General features: G+C 67.5%; 10 protein-coding genes and 5 pseudogenes. 8 read left to right on the top strand and 7 right to left on the bottom strand.

Going from position 1 to position 13,372, the window contains the following annotated elements; translation table 11 throughout:
- Positions 1-231: 231 nt before the first annotated feature.
- A complete protein-coding gene (locus AB0C66_RS35860) occupies positions 232-723 on the bottom strand; it encodes a MarR family winged helix-turn-helix transcriptional regulator (protein WP_362448782.1) in 492 nt (163 codons plus the stop codon).
- Between the two features lie 112 nt (positions 724-835).
- Between AB0C66_RS35860 and AB0C66_RS35855 the strand changes: the two genes are divergently transcribed.
- From AB0C66_RS35855 to AB0C66_RS35845, 3 genes and pseudogenes are all read left to right on the top strand, one after another.
- Positions 836-2,062, top strand: a complete 1,227-nt coding sequence (locus AB0C66_RS35855; protein WP_362448779.1) for an amidohydrolase family protein — start codon at positions 836-838, stop codon at positions 2,060-2,062.
- A 121-nt stretch (positions 2,063-2,183) separates the two neighbouring features.
- Positions 2,184-2,978 (top strand): annotated as a pseudogene (locus AB0C66_RS35850) (IS481 family transposase); the annotation flags it as partial.
- A gap of 596 nt (positions 2,979-3,574) precedes the next feature.
- On the top strand, positions 3,575-4,033 hold the full coding sequence (locus tag AB0C66_RS35845) for a PaaI family thioesterase (protein WP_362448776.1): 459 nt from the start codon (positions 3,575-3,577) through the stop codon (positions 4,031-4,033).
- A gap of 422 nt (positions 4,034-4,455) precedes the next feature.
- Here AB0C66_RS35845 and AB0C66_RS35840 read toward each other — a convergent pair whose 3' ends face one another.
- From AB0C66_RS35840 to AB0C66_RS35830, 3 genes and pseudogenes are all read right to left on the bottom strand, one after another.
- Positions 4,456-4,623, bottom strand: coding sequence for a hypothetical protein (locus tag AB0C66_RS35840; protein WP_362448773.1), 168 nt, complete (start codon positions 4,621-4,623; stop codon positions 4,456-4,458).
- 366 nt (positions 4,624-4,989) lie between these two features.
- Positions 4,990-5,593, bottom strand: a pseudogene (locus tag AB0C66_RS35835) (NAD(P)H-dependent oxidoreductase).
- Positions 5,594-6,090: 497 nt separating this feature from the next.
- Positions 6,091-6,756 (bottom strand): helix-turn-helix domain-containing protein, encoded by a 666-nt coding sequence (locus AB0C66_RS35830; RefSeq protein ID WP_362448770.1) that lies wholly within the window; start codon positions 6,754-6,756, stop codon positions 6,091-6,093.
- Between the two features lie 78 nt (positions 6,757-6,834).
- Between AB0C66_RS35830 and AB0C66_RS35825 the strand changes: the two genes are divergently transcribed.
- The 4 genes and pseudogenes from AB0C66_RS35825 to AB0C66_RS35810 all read left to right on the top strand — a co-directional run bounded on the left by AB0C66_RS35825 (position 6,835) and on the right by AB0C66_RS35810 (position 10,494).
- A complete protein-coding gene (locus tag AB0C66_RS35825; protein WP_362448767.1) occupies positions 6,835-8,514 on the top strand; it encodes a CocE/NonD family hydrolase in 1,680 nt (559 codons plus the stop codon).
- A 138-nt stretch (positions 8,515-8,652) separates the two neighbouring features.
- Positions 8,653-8,937, top strand: a pseudogene (locus AB0C66_RS35820) (transposase); the annotation flags it as partial.
- Between the two features lie 631 nt (positions 8,938-9,568).
- Positions 9,569-10,024, top strand: coding sequence for a DUF6228 family protein (locus AB0C66_RS35815; RefSeq protein WP_362448764.1), 456 nt, complete (start codon positions 9,569-9,571; stop codon positions 10,022-10,024).
- Positions 10,021-10,494 (top strand): hypothetical protein, encoded by a 474-nt coding sequence (locus AB0C66_RS35810; protein WP_362448761.1) that lies wholly within the window; start codon positions 10,021-10,023, stop codon positions 10,492-10,494. The genes AB0C66_RS35815 and AB0C66_RS35810 overlap by 4 nt, the downstream gene beginning before the upstream one ends.
- A 116-nt stretch (positions 10,495-10,610) precedes the next feature.
- Here AB0C66_RS35810 and AB0C66_RS35805 read toward each other — a convergent pair whose 3' ends face one another.
- Positions 10,611-11,321: a hypothetical protein gene (locus AB0C66_RS35805; protein WP_362448785.1), complete on the bottom strand. Its 711-nt coding sequence runs from the start codon at positions 11,319-11,321 to the stop codon at positions 10,611-10,613.
- Between the two features lie 320 nt (positions 11,322-11,641).
- Positions 11,642-12,193: pseudogene (locus tag AB0C66_RS35800) on the bottom strand (transposase); the annotation flags it as partial.
- A gap of 253 nt (positions 12,194-12,446) precedes the next feature.
- Between AB0C66_RS35800 and AB0C66_RS35795 the strand changes: the two are divergent.
- Entirely contained in the window at positions 12,447-13,172 is a 726-nt protein-coding gene (locus AB0C66_RS35795) for a dienelactone hydrolase family protein (RefSeq protein ID WP_362448758.1), read from the top strand.
- A gap of 15 nt (positions 13,173-13,187) precedes the next feature.
- On the opposite strand, the pseudogene AB0C66_RS35790 reads toward AB0C66_RS35795, so the two are convergent.
- Positions 13,188-13,372, bottom strand: a pseudogene (locus tag AB0C66_RS35790) (hypothetical protein); the annotation flags it as partial.

The raw sequence follows: 13,372 nt of genomic DNA, 5'->3' as shown, positions 1-13,372 counted from the left end.
TTTCAGTGGTCGTAGGTGGTCGGTGCGCGCATGGCTGGCTGGCCACGCGTGGACCTGGCTCTCCTCTTCAGGCTCCTTGGAATCGGCCATCTAGGTGTATTGCCCACGAGCGTTGTTGACAATGCCCAGGGGTTTCGCTTCGTCCGGTTTTCAGGAGCTTGCCAGAGGGTGATGTTGCGGCGTGACGCGGGTCCTGTCCTTTGGTCCTGCGCTACATCGCTGCGGGGTGGTTCAGTCGTGTGCGCGGGCACTCGGGTCATCGTCGCTGCGGTGGGTCTGCCGGGCGGACCAGGCGCTGGCGTCCTGGCTGTAGCGGATGAGGAACTGGGCGAACTGCATGCGCTCGGTCGGCTCCCATGCAGCGGTGATGTGCTCAAAGGTCTCGCGCTGCTCGGAGGCGAAGCGGCGGCGCTCGGTTTGGCCGGCCTGAGTGAGTTCAAGGACGGTGCGGCGGCCGTCTGCCTGGGATGCAGATCGCCGCAGCAGTCCGTCGGCGATGCAGGCGGCAATGGTGCGGCTGGCGACGGGCTGGGTGACGCCCATCTCGGCGGCGATGCCGCCGACCGTCATCTCGCCGGGCGCGTCCGCGACCACGTTCAGGACGAGGTTGCGGGTCAGATCCCTGCGTCCGCCCGAGGTGCGCCGCCGCAGCCGCGACAGGGCAGGTCCGACCTGATCGAAGAGGCTCTTGCCGGTCTCCCGGGGCGTTGACGAGCTGCTCATGCCGCCCATCCTAGGGAGTTTTGGTCGACATGCATAACCATTTCATTATGCATGTGCATAGCTTTAGGTATATATTGAGAGGGAGGGTCGTACTCCAGGATCGAGGTAAGCCATGTCCGTGACCGCTATTGCTGGTGCCCGGGTCTTCGACGGCGAGAAGCCGCTGGGGGTGACCACCGTGCTCGTCGAGGGCGGGCACATCGCCCGCATCGGCGGCGACGCCCCGGCAGGGGCCGAGATCGTCGACGGCAGCGGCGCCACGCTGCTCCCCGGCCTGATCGACGCGCACGTCCACACCAGCCGGGACGCGCTGGCGTTGGCGCTGCGGTTCGGTGTGACGACCGAGTTGGAGATGCAGGGCACCAACACGCGGGACAACCGGGCCCACATCAGCGAGGACGATGCCGTCGCTGACGTGCGTTCCTCCGGTTTCGGTATCACCCCTCCGGGCGGCCACCCCAGTGAGCTCTTCCCCGAGGGTTTCCGTCCCGGCCCTCCTCCCGGCGCCAAGCCTGCAGGAGAGCCGCCGTTGATGCCGTTCTCCACCACCCCCGAAGAAGCCGTTGCATTCATCCCGCAATTGATCGAACGCGGCTCGGACTACATCAAGTTCATGGTCGACGACGGCAGCGTCGAAGGGCATCCGGGCCTGCCCATGCTTGACCAGGCCACCTTGAACGCCGGCGTGGCTGAGGCCAAGAAGCACGGCATGCTCACCATCGCCCACGCCCTGACCGTGGACGCCACCCGTATGGCCATCGAGGCGGGTATCGACGGCCTGGCCCACCTTTTCATGGACCAGCCCCACACCGACGAGATCATCAACCTGGTCAAGACCGCTGGAGTGTTCGTCGTGCCCTGCGTCGTCCTGAACGCCTCCATGATGGGCATCACCGGAAGCGACCTCGCCGACGATCCGCGCGTCGCCACCCGCCTCGATGCGGACTGGGACAAGGCCCTGCGCTCCGCCTTCGGCCACTACCCCCAAGGCAAGATCGAAGACGTTCTGGTCACCGTCAAGGCCCTCGCCGACGCAGGCGTGGACCTGCTGGCCGGCACCGACGTCTCCCTGCCCCTGCCCTTCCTGGGCGGGCTCGCCCACGGCGCCAGCGTCCACCACGAACTGCAGTACCTGGTTCAAGCCGGCCTCACCCCCGCCCAGGCCCTGCGCGCAGCCACCGCCACCACTGCCCGCCGCTTCGGCCTCGAAGACCGCGGCCGCATCGCCGAGGGTATGCGCGCCGACCTCCTCCTCATCGACGGCGACCCCACCAGCACCATCTCCGACACCCTCAACACACGCGCCATCTGGCGCCGCGGCACCCGACTCGCGGCCTGACCCCGCCGCCCACCACACAGCGCCATAGGCCGCCGACCACCGGGTCGGCGGCCTCACGTGCCTGCGCTCCCCGCCTGAGCCCAGCCGGCTGATCAAGATCCGCACCACAGCAGAGGTCTTCGTGTCCCACCCCAACGCCCGACTGACCGTCTACGGCAGACGACTTCCGATCGACCGGGTCCGAGCCGGTCGCCCCGTCGCCCACGTGGCCGACGAAATGGGCAACTCCCGCGCCACGGCCTACAAGTGGGTACGTCGCTGGCACACCGAGGGCGACACCGGCCTGTTCGACCGCACGAGTCGGCCCCGGACTACCCCGCACCGCACTGCCTCAGACGTCGAGAAACAGGTCTGCGCGCCGCGGCGCGAGCGAAAGCTCGGCCCCGCACGGATCGGTCCGATCCTGGGCATACCCCCCTCCACAGTCCATCGCGCGCTCACCCGCCACGGACTGAACCGACTGCGCTGGATGGACCGGCCCACCGGCCAGGTAATTCGCCAGTACGAACGCGCACGCCCCGGCGAGCTGATCCACGTCGATATCAAAAAGCTCGGCAACATCCCCGACGGCGGCGGGCACCGCATCATCCCCCGGCAGAAGGCCGGTGCCAACAGACAGGCGACGACCGACGCGCGCAAGGGCGGCAGCCCCGTCAACGGATACAGCTTCGTCCACACAGCCATCGACGACCACTCCCGGCTCGCCTACAGCGAGGTCCTGGCCAACGAGCGCAAGGAGACCGCAGCCGCGTTCTGGCGACGCGCGAACGCCTTCTTCTCCGAACACGGCATCACCGTCGAACGCGTCCTAACCGACAACGGCTCCTGTTACCGATCCAAGCTGTTCGGCCAGACCTTGAGCGTCGCTGGCATCGTCCACAAACGCACCCGGGCTGCGGGCCAGCCGTTCCAGCCGGCCGGGTAAGGCAAGCAGAGGGGCGCGGGCCAAGACGTACGACACGGCTCTGGAGCAGGCGCAGCAGATGTTCCGGGCGGCTGGGGGTGTGGGCCCTCAGACCGTCCCCTGCTGGTACTCACCGGGGCTTGCTCAGCAGCCGACGCGGTGCCCGCGGCCGGGGCGAGCGGCGAAGGAGGAGCTCCACCGCGGACGGGCGGAGCGGTGGGAAGGGGCAGGTCGGTGAAGGGCGGCATGGTGCCCTCTGAATTCTCCGGCCGGCTGGCCAGATCGGCCATCGTCCCGCTGTGTGGGCCACGGGCGCGGACTCAGGCAGGATTTCAGCGACTGCCTGGCACCCCTCGACGGCTGCCTGCGCGGCGCCTTCTGCCACACCACCCCCGCCACTCTGCTCTGGCGGCACGCCGCGACCGCACGCGATCCACGGCGTCTCGCACCCTGGAGTGGGACGGCCAGCCGTACGACCTGTTCACCGAAGTCCTCAATGTCGCGGCCGAGGACGGTATGCACATCACCCTGGCGTCATCCCGATCCCGCCATGATGATCGTCACCGGTGGCCTTCCCGCCCCACCCCGTCCGTACATAAGGAGAGCAAGTGGAAGATGGGACCCAGCAGGAACAGGCAAGCCCTGCGGTGCAGAAGCGGATCCAGGCCAGCTTCGACCGGCAGGGGCTGATGGCGCACCTCGGCGCACGCATAACCCACATCGGACCCGGCTGTGTGCACATCGTGCTCCCAGCCCGCCCCGAAGTCACCCAGCAGCATGGCTACTTCCACGCCGGCGCCACCAGCGCCATCGCGGACACCGCCGGCGGCTACGCCGGCTACACCCTGTTCCCCGAGGACACCGATGTCCTCACGGTCGAGTACAAGATCAACCTCCTCGCCCCCGCCGTCGGTGATCACCTCGAGGCGATCGGAACCGTCCTGAAGTCCGGCCGCACCCTGACCGTCTGCCGACTGGAGGTGTTCGGCCTCCAGGACGGCGGTCAGAGGAAGCTCGTCGCCAACGGCCAGCAGACATTGATCCGCGTGAACCAGCCCACGCAGTGACCCGCAGCCGTCGGTACCTCCACTCCGTGGAAGATCCCCGGCATCGTCACCACAGCCAGGCGATAATCCACCAGTACAGCGAGGACTCCCCCTCCCGCCGCCTGCACCGTCGCAACTGCTTGGCAAGCCCGGACAGCCACACACGCATCACCACCCAGCAGGCAGCCGAACCCTGCGCCAACCGGAAGGCCGCGATCTGTGATATCTGCCGACTTGACCGAGCGCTGAGACGCTGAACCACTCCTTCGGCGGTGCCCCGGTGATGCTCGTGTTTATCGTCGGCCTCGCGCTCGGGGGAGTTGCGGTCTACGTGGTCACCGGGGACAGAGGTTGGGGATGGCTCGGGCGTACGCGATGCCCGTCACCTATGCCTGGTCGGCCGCCGCCGAGGCCCCGCACTGGGGACCCGACAGCGAGTGACATTACGCGGCGGACCGGCTCACGTCGTCGAAGTCGGTAGAGGCCGACAACTCCGCCCATGCCAGCATGCCGCGCTCGAAAGCATCACGCCCGGCCTGGACGAGCCGCAGTGCGTCGCCGCCGAGCAGCAGGCGCGTCGGCGGCTGCTCGGCCGCCACGATGCGCAGCACCGCGGCCGCGGCCTTGCCCGGATCGCCCGGCTGACGCCCACTACCGCCTGCGCAGAGAGCACTTCTTAATGCCCCGAAGAGGATATGGGAACCACGGCTCACCTCCGCCCGAGCGGAGGTGAGCCGTCCCGGCAGTACGTCTCGGGGTAGGTGCCGTAGTGGTCTCCGCGCTGGCGGAGGTGAGCCGGACGGCCGGGACGGAGCGCAGGCGTGGGCCCCTGCGCCAGGGATTCTCGGCTGCCGCTTCAGATTCCTCCATTGCCGTGCAGAAGGGTGAGGCGCCCCTGATCGAAGCAAGGGGGGCAGGGCCCAGGTGGGCTTTCGCTGACGCGTGTTCTGCCCCCTCGGCCTCGAGGCAGAGTGGGGTCAGCTGGGCGGATAGGGGTTGTTGTTCAAGGTGCGGGCCAAGTGCACCACGTTGGCCGCGAGAGCCCGTGTCGTCGCTGCGACGGAATCGGGAGTCTGTTCGAGTTCCTGGTAGTCCGTGCCCTGCTGGGCTTCGCCCACCCAATAGGTGACGGCGCCCGGCGCGAGGGAGAATCCGAGGTCGTTGAGGCCTTGGACGAGGTCGGCGCTCACTTTGTGCGCACCATCCTCGTTTCCGACGACGGAGACCATGTCCCACCTTGCCGTATGTCAGCTGCCGGCCCTGGCCGTCGGTTTCCGAGATGTCGGCGTTGAGTCGTTCCAGGACTCGTTGGCACAGGCTAGAGGGGTGACCGAGCCAGATCGGGGTGGACAGCAGGAGGATGTCGGCCTCCATGACCTTCTCCCGCAGTGTGGGCCAGGCGTCTCCGTCGCCCATGTCGCGTGCGATGCCGGGCCGGACCTCGTGATCGGCGATTCGGACGGTCTCGCCCTGCACGCCGGGGTCAACAAGTTCGGTCATGATCTGATCCGCCAGGAGTTGACTTCTGGAACGGGCGGGCGAAGCGTTGAGTGTGCAGATGAGCGCCACAGCGCGAGTCATCAGAGAACGCCTTCAGAGGTGATGCGTTGCAAGGCCGGTGCGGTCCAGGTGTTGACTGAAACCTGGGTCCGGAGCGACGGCAGGCGCGGGCCGTGTGCAGCCGAGCACGGTAGGTCCACCGGCTGCTTCCCTTCCGAGGGGTGGGGGCGCCGCCGGCACCGGAGACAGGTCTGAAGTGGGGCTGGCCCTTTCCAGAAGGAGCTCGCCGCGGAGCAGGGGCCATCTCCGCCCGCACAACACACCGGAGCACAACGGAGGGGTCGACTGCCGAACTCCCCGGGAGGGGATGGGCGACCCACCGGTTGGATGTCTTCAGTACCCCATAGGGGTGACAGGACAGCAAGAGTAATGACGAACGGTCACCCGGTCGGCGTAGAGGCGTGAGCGGCTTCGCCACGTGGGCTTGGGGCACTCGTGATCACGCCGCTCTGCAACGACTGTGATGAGAACAGTGTGATCTCGGACGGTGTCGTCGTCCTCGGGACATGCGGTGGCGCTCATGTCGTGGTGTCCGTGCCGACGTGGGGGGCGAGTATGGCTGCGGTCAGGGTTTGTTTCATCCAGTCGCGGAAGTTGTCGGGTTTGTAGCCGAGGCGATGGACGAGAAGGTCGTAGCTGTCGGGGCTCGCGATGGTCCATGCCGTGTCGATCGCGTCTTTAGGTGTGAGGCCGTCGGCCAGTGCCGCTTCGGGGATGCCGTCGAGCACTCGGGTGACGAGCTGGTGGCGCAGGAGCTGGAGTTCGTCCCAGTCTGCGGCGATTTCGGGGTCGACGGCTGAGGCGTCCCGGTAGAGGCGCCATCCGGTCGCGGCGCGTTCGGCGATTTCCGCGACGAGGTCGGCCAGTTCTGCGAGTCGCTCGCGAGGTGGCATACCGGCGAATCGTGAGATCGCGTCTTCCGGGGTAGCAGCGCCTCCCGCGAGGGCTCTCTCCATGTATCCGCGAAGGAGTTCGCGTTTACTTCCCCATGCGAGGTAAAGGGTCTGAACGGAAACTCCGGCCGCGGCGGCGAGCCTGGTGACCGTCGTCCGCGTATAGCCGTGTGCCGTGAATTCTTCTTCGGCGGCCTCCAGAATCCGGTTGCGGGTATCACGCCGCAAGGCGTCACCGACCCTCTTTTGACGACTCCGGCGTTTCGGTTCGTCGGGTTGATCGACGGTCATGGCAGCAGCATACACCATGAACTAGAGCGACGATCAAGTCCACTAGAATGGGACTAAAAAGCATGGTAGGACTGAGCCATGAAGAAGACTCTCGAACGGCCCTGGAAACGACCCGACGCCGCGGCCTACGCACGTCGGCGGATCGCGACGGCGCTGCGCCCCCCGGTCACCGTCTACCCGATGCCACCGGACGTCACGAAGGAGGAGGACGTGCCGGTACGGATGCGCGACGGCGTCACGCTCCGCCTGAATCTGTTCCGCCCCGCTGGTGACGGTCCGTTCCCGGTTCTCCTGTCGGCGCACCCCTACGGGAAGGATTCCGTACCGAAGCGAAGGCGCGGCAAGTGGTCTCTGAACCCGCAGTTCCGGATCATGAATCAGCCGGCGCCGCTACGGATCTCGGACCAGACCAGCTGGGAAGCTCCCGACCCGGTCTGGTGGACCCAGCGAGGCTACGCGGTCATCAACCTGGACACCCGCGGCGGCGGTCACTCCGAAGGGCGCGGCGACCTGCTCTCCGATCAGGAAGCCGACGACATCTCCCAGGTGATCGCGTGGGCCGCGGAGCAGCCGTGGTCCACAGGCCGTGTCGGCATGCTCGGCGTGTCGTATCTCGCTCTGTCCCAGTACAAGGTCGCCACGCTCAATCCGCCCGCCTTGAAGGCGATCTGCCCGTGGGAGGGGTTCACCGACGCGTACCGCGACTTCTTCACCCCTGGCGGTGTCGTCGAGAACGGCTTCGCCCGGGTCTGGCTGTTCCTCACCGGCCGAAAGGCTCGCCTGAAGACCGACCTTGCGGCCGAGCGGCGCAAACACCCCCTGCGTGACGCATGGTGGGAATCACTCACCCCCCGCCTGTCGAAGATCACGGTCCCGATTCTGGTGTGCGCCAGCTTCTCCGACAGCAATCTCCACAGCGGGGGATCGATGCGCGCCTTCCAGCAAGTCGGGTCCACAGACCGGCACGCGTACGCGCACCGCGGACCCAAGTGGGCCTCCTTCTACGGTGAGGAAGCTCTCCGGGCCCAGCTCGCGTTCTTCGACCGGCACCTGCGCGAACAGGACGTTCCCTCGCTGCCGCGCCTGCGACTGGAGATCCGGGACCGGCTCGACCACGTCGTCCAGGTGCGGGATGAGCAGGAATGGCCACTCGCACGCACCGACTGGCGCCAGCTCCACCTCACCGAGGGGGGCGCCCTGGCCGAGGGCGCGGGCAGCGCCGGCAGCGTTACGTTCGACCTGCGGCGCAACGCGGCCGTCTTCGATTACCGCTTTGAAGAGGACACCGAGCTCAGCGGCCCGATGACACTGCGGCTGCACGTGGCCACCACCGGCGCCGACGACCCACGGATCTTCGTCGGCGTCGAGAAACGATCGCACGACGCACCTGTCCCGTTCCAAGGCTCCTACGGGTACGGACGTGATCTGGTCGCACAAGGCCGCCTCCGCCTCGCGCTCCGCGAACTCGACCCGGTGCTCAGCACCCCCCACCAGCCCGAGCACACCTTCCGAACGATCCAGCCGGTCCGAGACAACGAAGAAGTCGAAGTACTCATCCCTCTGAGCTCTTCGGCGACCCTCTTCCACGCCGGCGACAACCTGCGACTCATGGCGGCCGGCCGATATCTGCAACCCCGCAACCCATCCTTCGGCCACTTCCCCACCCACTACCAACCGACCACCTCAGGAAAAGCCACCATCCTCTGGGCGCCCGACCGCCCCTCCACCCTTGAGATCCCCGTCATCCCGAAGAGGTGACCGGCGGCCTACACGTGCGGAGCTTGCCGACGGGCCCGATACGCGCAAGGTCGGGCCCTCACCCCGAGTTCTGGACACCGGACAGATTCGGACCGAGGCGGCCCAGGAGAACGGAGCCCCATGGGGATGGAGTATCAGGGCAAGCTCGTCACCTGGGCGAAGAAGCACCTGAACCTGACCATCAAGGCCGTCTCCCGCCCGAAGGACACCTCAGGGTTCGTCGTGCTGCCCCGCCGCTGGGTCGTCGAACGGTCCCTCGCCTGGATCATGAACGCCCGTCGTCACGCGCGCGACTACGAGCGGCTCGTCCAGCACTCCGAGACGCTGATCACCTGGGCCGCCATCACCCTCATGACCAGGCGCCTGGCCCGGAAGGGCGCCACCCCCAGCTGGCCGAGGAAACCGACGTCGGGCCTCAGCTGACCCACGTGAGACCGTGTCCCGGAGAGCCGTGGTTGTCAGTGGGGGCCAGTGCCGAGGGCAGTGAGGCCGCCATGGACGGCAGCAGCTGTCTTGTCGAGCTGGTCTCGCTCCTGCACGCGCCAGTCAGCATCAATGCGGAATGGGTCACCTGCGAAGCGGGGGAAGACATGCAGGTGAACAACCGTCACGGACATCTACGCGACGCATCACCTCAGTTCAGAGTCCACCCGCACACATCGAGAGTCGGTAAAGGCGACTTCTCCGAGCAGGACTGCGACACCTACCTCGCCCACCGCCTCACCACAGGACAGCAGCCCGCTGATCGGCGCGGACAGACCTCCCCCGCACCGACGCAGTCCATGACGGCATGCGCCACGTCGCCGACGCAAACGGCCGCCTCGCCCCACGCGCCCGCCGCGGCCTGGCCAACCTCGCCCGAAGCCGGGGCGACTTCCCCACCGCCCTATGCTGGTAGTTCCGGCTATCAGAAGTTGCGCAATGCGCGCGTTGCGGCCGGTGGCGTGCCGGCATCACCATGGACCGCCTGCGTGAGATCGCCGAAGCCCTGTTGCACGGTGTCAGCGGCGAATCCGGATGACGATCACGGCAGCACTGGCTTAGCGTTCCGTGCATGACATCCCCAGGCGGCCACTTCAATGACAAGTCCAGCGTGACCATTCGCTGCCAGGACAACTCATCCGTGGGTGTGACGTTCTGTGACCGGTTCAGCTTTGACGCGGACTCGGTGCACTATGCCGTCGAGCTACGAGCCCCGAGCCTGACGGCTCGTGTCAACGAGGTCGTCGCCTGGATCTGGGACAGCGATCTCGCCACGTTCCTGGACGAGCTCGTTGCCGACTACAGGGGATGGGACGGCGAGCGGAGCTGGCAGACCAACGATCGAGACCTGACGGTGTCGGCCGTCTTCCGGTCCGGTGGATACGTCGGGCTGACCTGGGCCTTGCGGCCGTGGCCACAGGCCGCTGGCGGCTGGGGCGCCTCGGTGACCACCTGGCTGGAGGCCGGCGCGCAGATGGCTTCCCTGGCGGCCGACGTCCGGAGCTTCCTCACCAAGGAGCAGCCGTGACATCCGGCATGCGCATCACCTGGACGCTGGCGGGATCCGGGTGGGCCGACTGCACCGTTGAAGATCACCAGGTAAAAGTCGAGCTCACTGCGTCCTACATCAGCAATGCGCCCGAGGATTTCCTGACCGCGGTGGCCCGGCTCGTCGCCGGCGAGGCAGAGACCCGTGCCCAGTTCGAGGCCGAGCCGACCGTCTACCGGTGGATCTTCTACCGCGAAGGCGAGGACACCTGGATCCGCGTGCTCGAACTACGCGACGGCAGAGACCACGACAACAAGGGAAACCAGATCTGGTCGATTCAGCTCGGCCTCGACCAGCTCGCCCGCGCTGTGATCCGTTGCTTCGACGAGGTCGCAAAGACCTACGGCGAGAGCGGCTACCGAGGCAAGTGGGGTGAGCACTTCCCCCGAACTGAACTCGAAGCACTCAGACGCCTCTGGCGCACCCACCAGCATCCCCAGAACACGTAAGCCCGGACGGCGCGCTCTGCTCAGGTTGAGCGAGACGAGTCAGCCTGTCCCGTCTCAGTCAATCTGAACCATCCCAGGTCAGCGCACCGGGATGGCCCACTACTAGAGAGACGGGATTATGGGCGGTTGGCGACCTCAGCGGCGTAGCTGTTGTCCCGGCCGGCGATGCGCTTCCAGGTGTCGGCGGTGTTCTGGTGGATGCCGAGCAGACGGCTGACCACGACCGCGGGCAGTTCGGAGGCGAGTTCGACGAGGGCGGTGTTGCGAGCCATGCGGGGGCGGATACCCAGTGCCTGGAGGCGGTTGGTCAGCCGACTGCGGCTGAGGTGCTGGCCAGGGAATCGGCCTGGGAACAGCCAGCGCTCGCTGGCTGTGTCCCTGGCCATGGCGTCGGTGTGGAGGGCTCGGATGTAGTCGTCCAGGGGCGGTGGCATCTCGGCCGGGACTTTCCCGAGCCGGAGCACCACCGTGCCGGGGTTGATCTCCGCGTGCCCGGTGGTGAGGGCCGTGATGCGGCCGGGCTCTTGGGCGAACAGGAGGGCGAGGGGTCCGGCTGTCTTGTCGGATACGGGGATCTCGTCGTTGTGGATGAGCCGGTTGACCAGACACCAGCGGGTGTCCTGGGCGATGAGGTGCCCGGTGAACGTCGAGGTGGGGAGTTCGACGGTGAGCTGTCGCGTGTGTCCCTTGCGGCTTGTCCAGGCGAGGAAGCTGTGGACACGTGGACCGCGGGCGGGATGCTCGTCCAGCCAGGCGTCGAGGTGGTCCTGGGTGAACGTGGGGAGAGCGATGTTCTGGGTGTGGAGCCAGTTGAGCAGCCGGACCACCTGGGTGACGTAGGCCCGCCCCCCCCGTGAGCCTGCGTCTGGGTGACCGGACGGCGTCGGGACGAACCGCGCAGTCGACGCAGCAGGTGCCAGGTGACGTACGCATTCAGGACCTTTCGGCTCTCTGGATCGAGGACCTGGGTGGTCCTTGCGCGCAGCCAGCGTTCGAGGGCGGCGAGCCGCTCGTCGCGCGCGGGCAGAGCGCCTCCGGCGACCAGGTGCATGCGGAGGTTGTCGACGACCTTGGTCGGGCGGAGGCTGTCCAGGGTGGCGTGGGTGACCGGTCCGTGTCCCGAGGCTGGTAACCCGGTCTTCGCGTGCAGGTTTCTGAAGCCTCCGCGGACGCGGGCAGGTGTCAGTCTGTCCGGATCGCTCGGCCTTTCCCAAGGCCGCCGCAGGTCGGTGGCCCGTGGGCGGGCGAGCCGGAGCTGGGCATAAGGCGGCGATCACCCACCACGTCCACCGATCGGCCGCCTCCGAGTCGCGGAGCCGGGGCTTGGTCCAGCCGAGCGTCTACTTGAACAGGCGAAACGTGTGCTCGATGTCGAAGCGTCGAAGGAAGGACTGCCAGCAGCGGTCGACATCCGCTTCGGTCGCACCGTGCCCGACCACCACAGCCAGACCGGCTTGTTGACCCCGCCGCAGGGCAGCTTCTCCACGACCAGCCGAATGACGGTGCCCTCGATGATGGGCAGCGGGCCGTCGTGGTCAAGCCATGCGGCCCGGCGGGTCAGGCGCGGGTGCAGCCGGTCCCGCGCCTGCGCGGTCGCCTTCCCATAGAGCCGGGTGTCCGTGGCCGTCACGGCCTGCCCGGAACCCCAGGTTGCCGAGTCGCCGAAGACGAACTCGCCACCGTGCTTGGGCGGCCGACCGCCCTTGGGGTCGTAGACCCATGGCTTTTCCGGACTCAGAACACGATCACGATTCGGCACCCTTTAGTGCGCGAGGAAGGTGGTCCTGCATGTGCTCCATCACGGCGAGCAGGTCATCCGAAACCGCTGCCGCGGGAACCGGGTTTGTAGCGGATCATGAGCCATCGCCGCATTTCAGAGGAACACCCGCGCTGTTCTGCCAGCGGCAGAACAGCGGCCCGACCGGACTCGACGATCACTACAGTCCAGTCGCATGACGACGATTACCACGCGCACGGTCGAGTACCCGGCCGACGGTCTGACGATGATCGGGCACCTCGCACTCCCGGCCGGAGTCGATCGCCGGCCCGCGGTGCTGCTCGGGCCAGAGGGCACGGGGCTCAGCGACGTCGAGCGCCGCCGGGCCGATGCTCTCGCCGAGCTGGGATACGTAGCGCTGGCCTTCGACCTTCACGGCGGGCGCTATTTGGCCGACCCCGAGGAGATGCTGGCCCGTTGCATGCCGCTACTCGCCAACCCCGACCGGATGCGAGGCATCGGTCATGCGGCGCTCGACGTGTTGCGCACCGAACCGCGGACCGACCCCGACCGGATCGCCGCCATCGGCTACGGCACCGGGGGCGCCGTCGGGCTGGAACTCGGGCGCGACGGCGTCAACCTGCGCGCGATCGGGACAGTCAACGCACTGACCACGGGCCGACCGGGCGAGGCGGCACGCATTCGCTGCCCGGTATGGGCCGGGGTCGGGTCGGAAGACCCGATCATGCCGCCCGCCCAACGGGACGCGTTCACCGCAGAGATGCAGGCCGCGGGCGTCGACTGGCGCCTCGCGGTCTACGGAGGGGCCCTTCACGCCTTCCACCACCCACCGGTCGACCACACCGTGCGTCCCGGCGTCGGCTACCACCCACAGCACGCACGGCGAGCCTGGCACGACGTCGTCGACCTGCTCGCCGAGTGCCTGCCCGTAACGGAGTGATCTGGTCGACAACCGGTGGCGGGCATACCAGTTGGCGGCGGAGCCGGAGTCGGAGTCGGAGTCGGAGTCGGAGTCGGAGTCGGAGTCGGCGGCCAGGATCGCATCGTCGGGGAGCAGGGCGTCGAGCGCGTGGACGACGTACTCGGGGTTGATGGGGTCGGCGTCCACGGCGGCGCGCCGTTCCATGACCTTCCACCAGC

This window comes from Streptomyces sp. NPDC048636 (genome assembly GCF_040650655.1).
Taxonomy (GTDB): domain Bacteria; phylum Actinomycetota; class Actinomycetes; order Streptomycetales; family Streptomycetaceae; genus Streptomyces.
This window is presented reverse-complemented; position numbering and strand designations above follow the sequence as displayed.

Excerpts from the sequence above, each read along its gene's own strand:
- AB0C66_RS35815 (WP_362448764.1), top strand. The coding sequence starts at position 9,569 with ATGACATCCCCAGGCGGCCACTTCAATGACAAGTCCAGCGTGACCATT.
- AB0C66_RS35855 (WP_362448779.1), top strand. The coding sequence starts at position 836 with ATGTCCGTGACCGCTATTGCTGGTGCCCGGGTCTTCGACGGCGAGAAG.
- AB0C66_RS35830 (WP_362448770.1), bottom strand. The coding sequence starts at position 6,756 with ATGACCGTCGATCAACCCGACGAACCGAAACGCCGGAGTCGTCAAAAG.
- AB0C66_RS35795 (WP_362448758.1), top strand. The coding sequence starts at position 12,447 with ATGACGACGATTACCACGCGCACGGTCGAGTACCCGGCCGACGGTCTG.
- AB0C66_RS35860 (WP_362448782.1), bottom strand. The coding sequence starts at position 723 with ATGAGCAGCTCGTCAACGCCCCGGGAGACCGGCAAGAGCCTCTTCGAT.
- AB0C66_RS35825 (WP_362448767.1), top strand. The coding sequence starts at position 6,835 with ATGAAGAAGACTCTCGAACGGCCCTGGAAACGACCCGACGCCGCGGCC.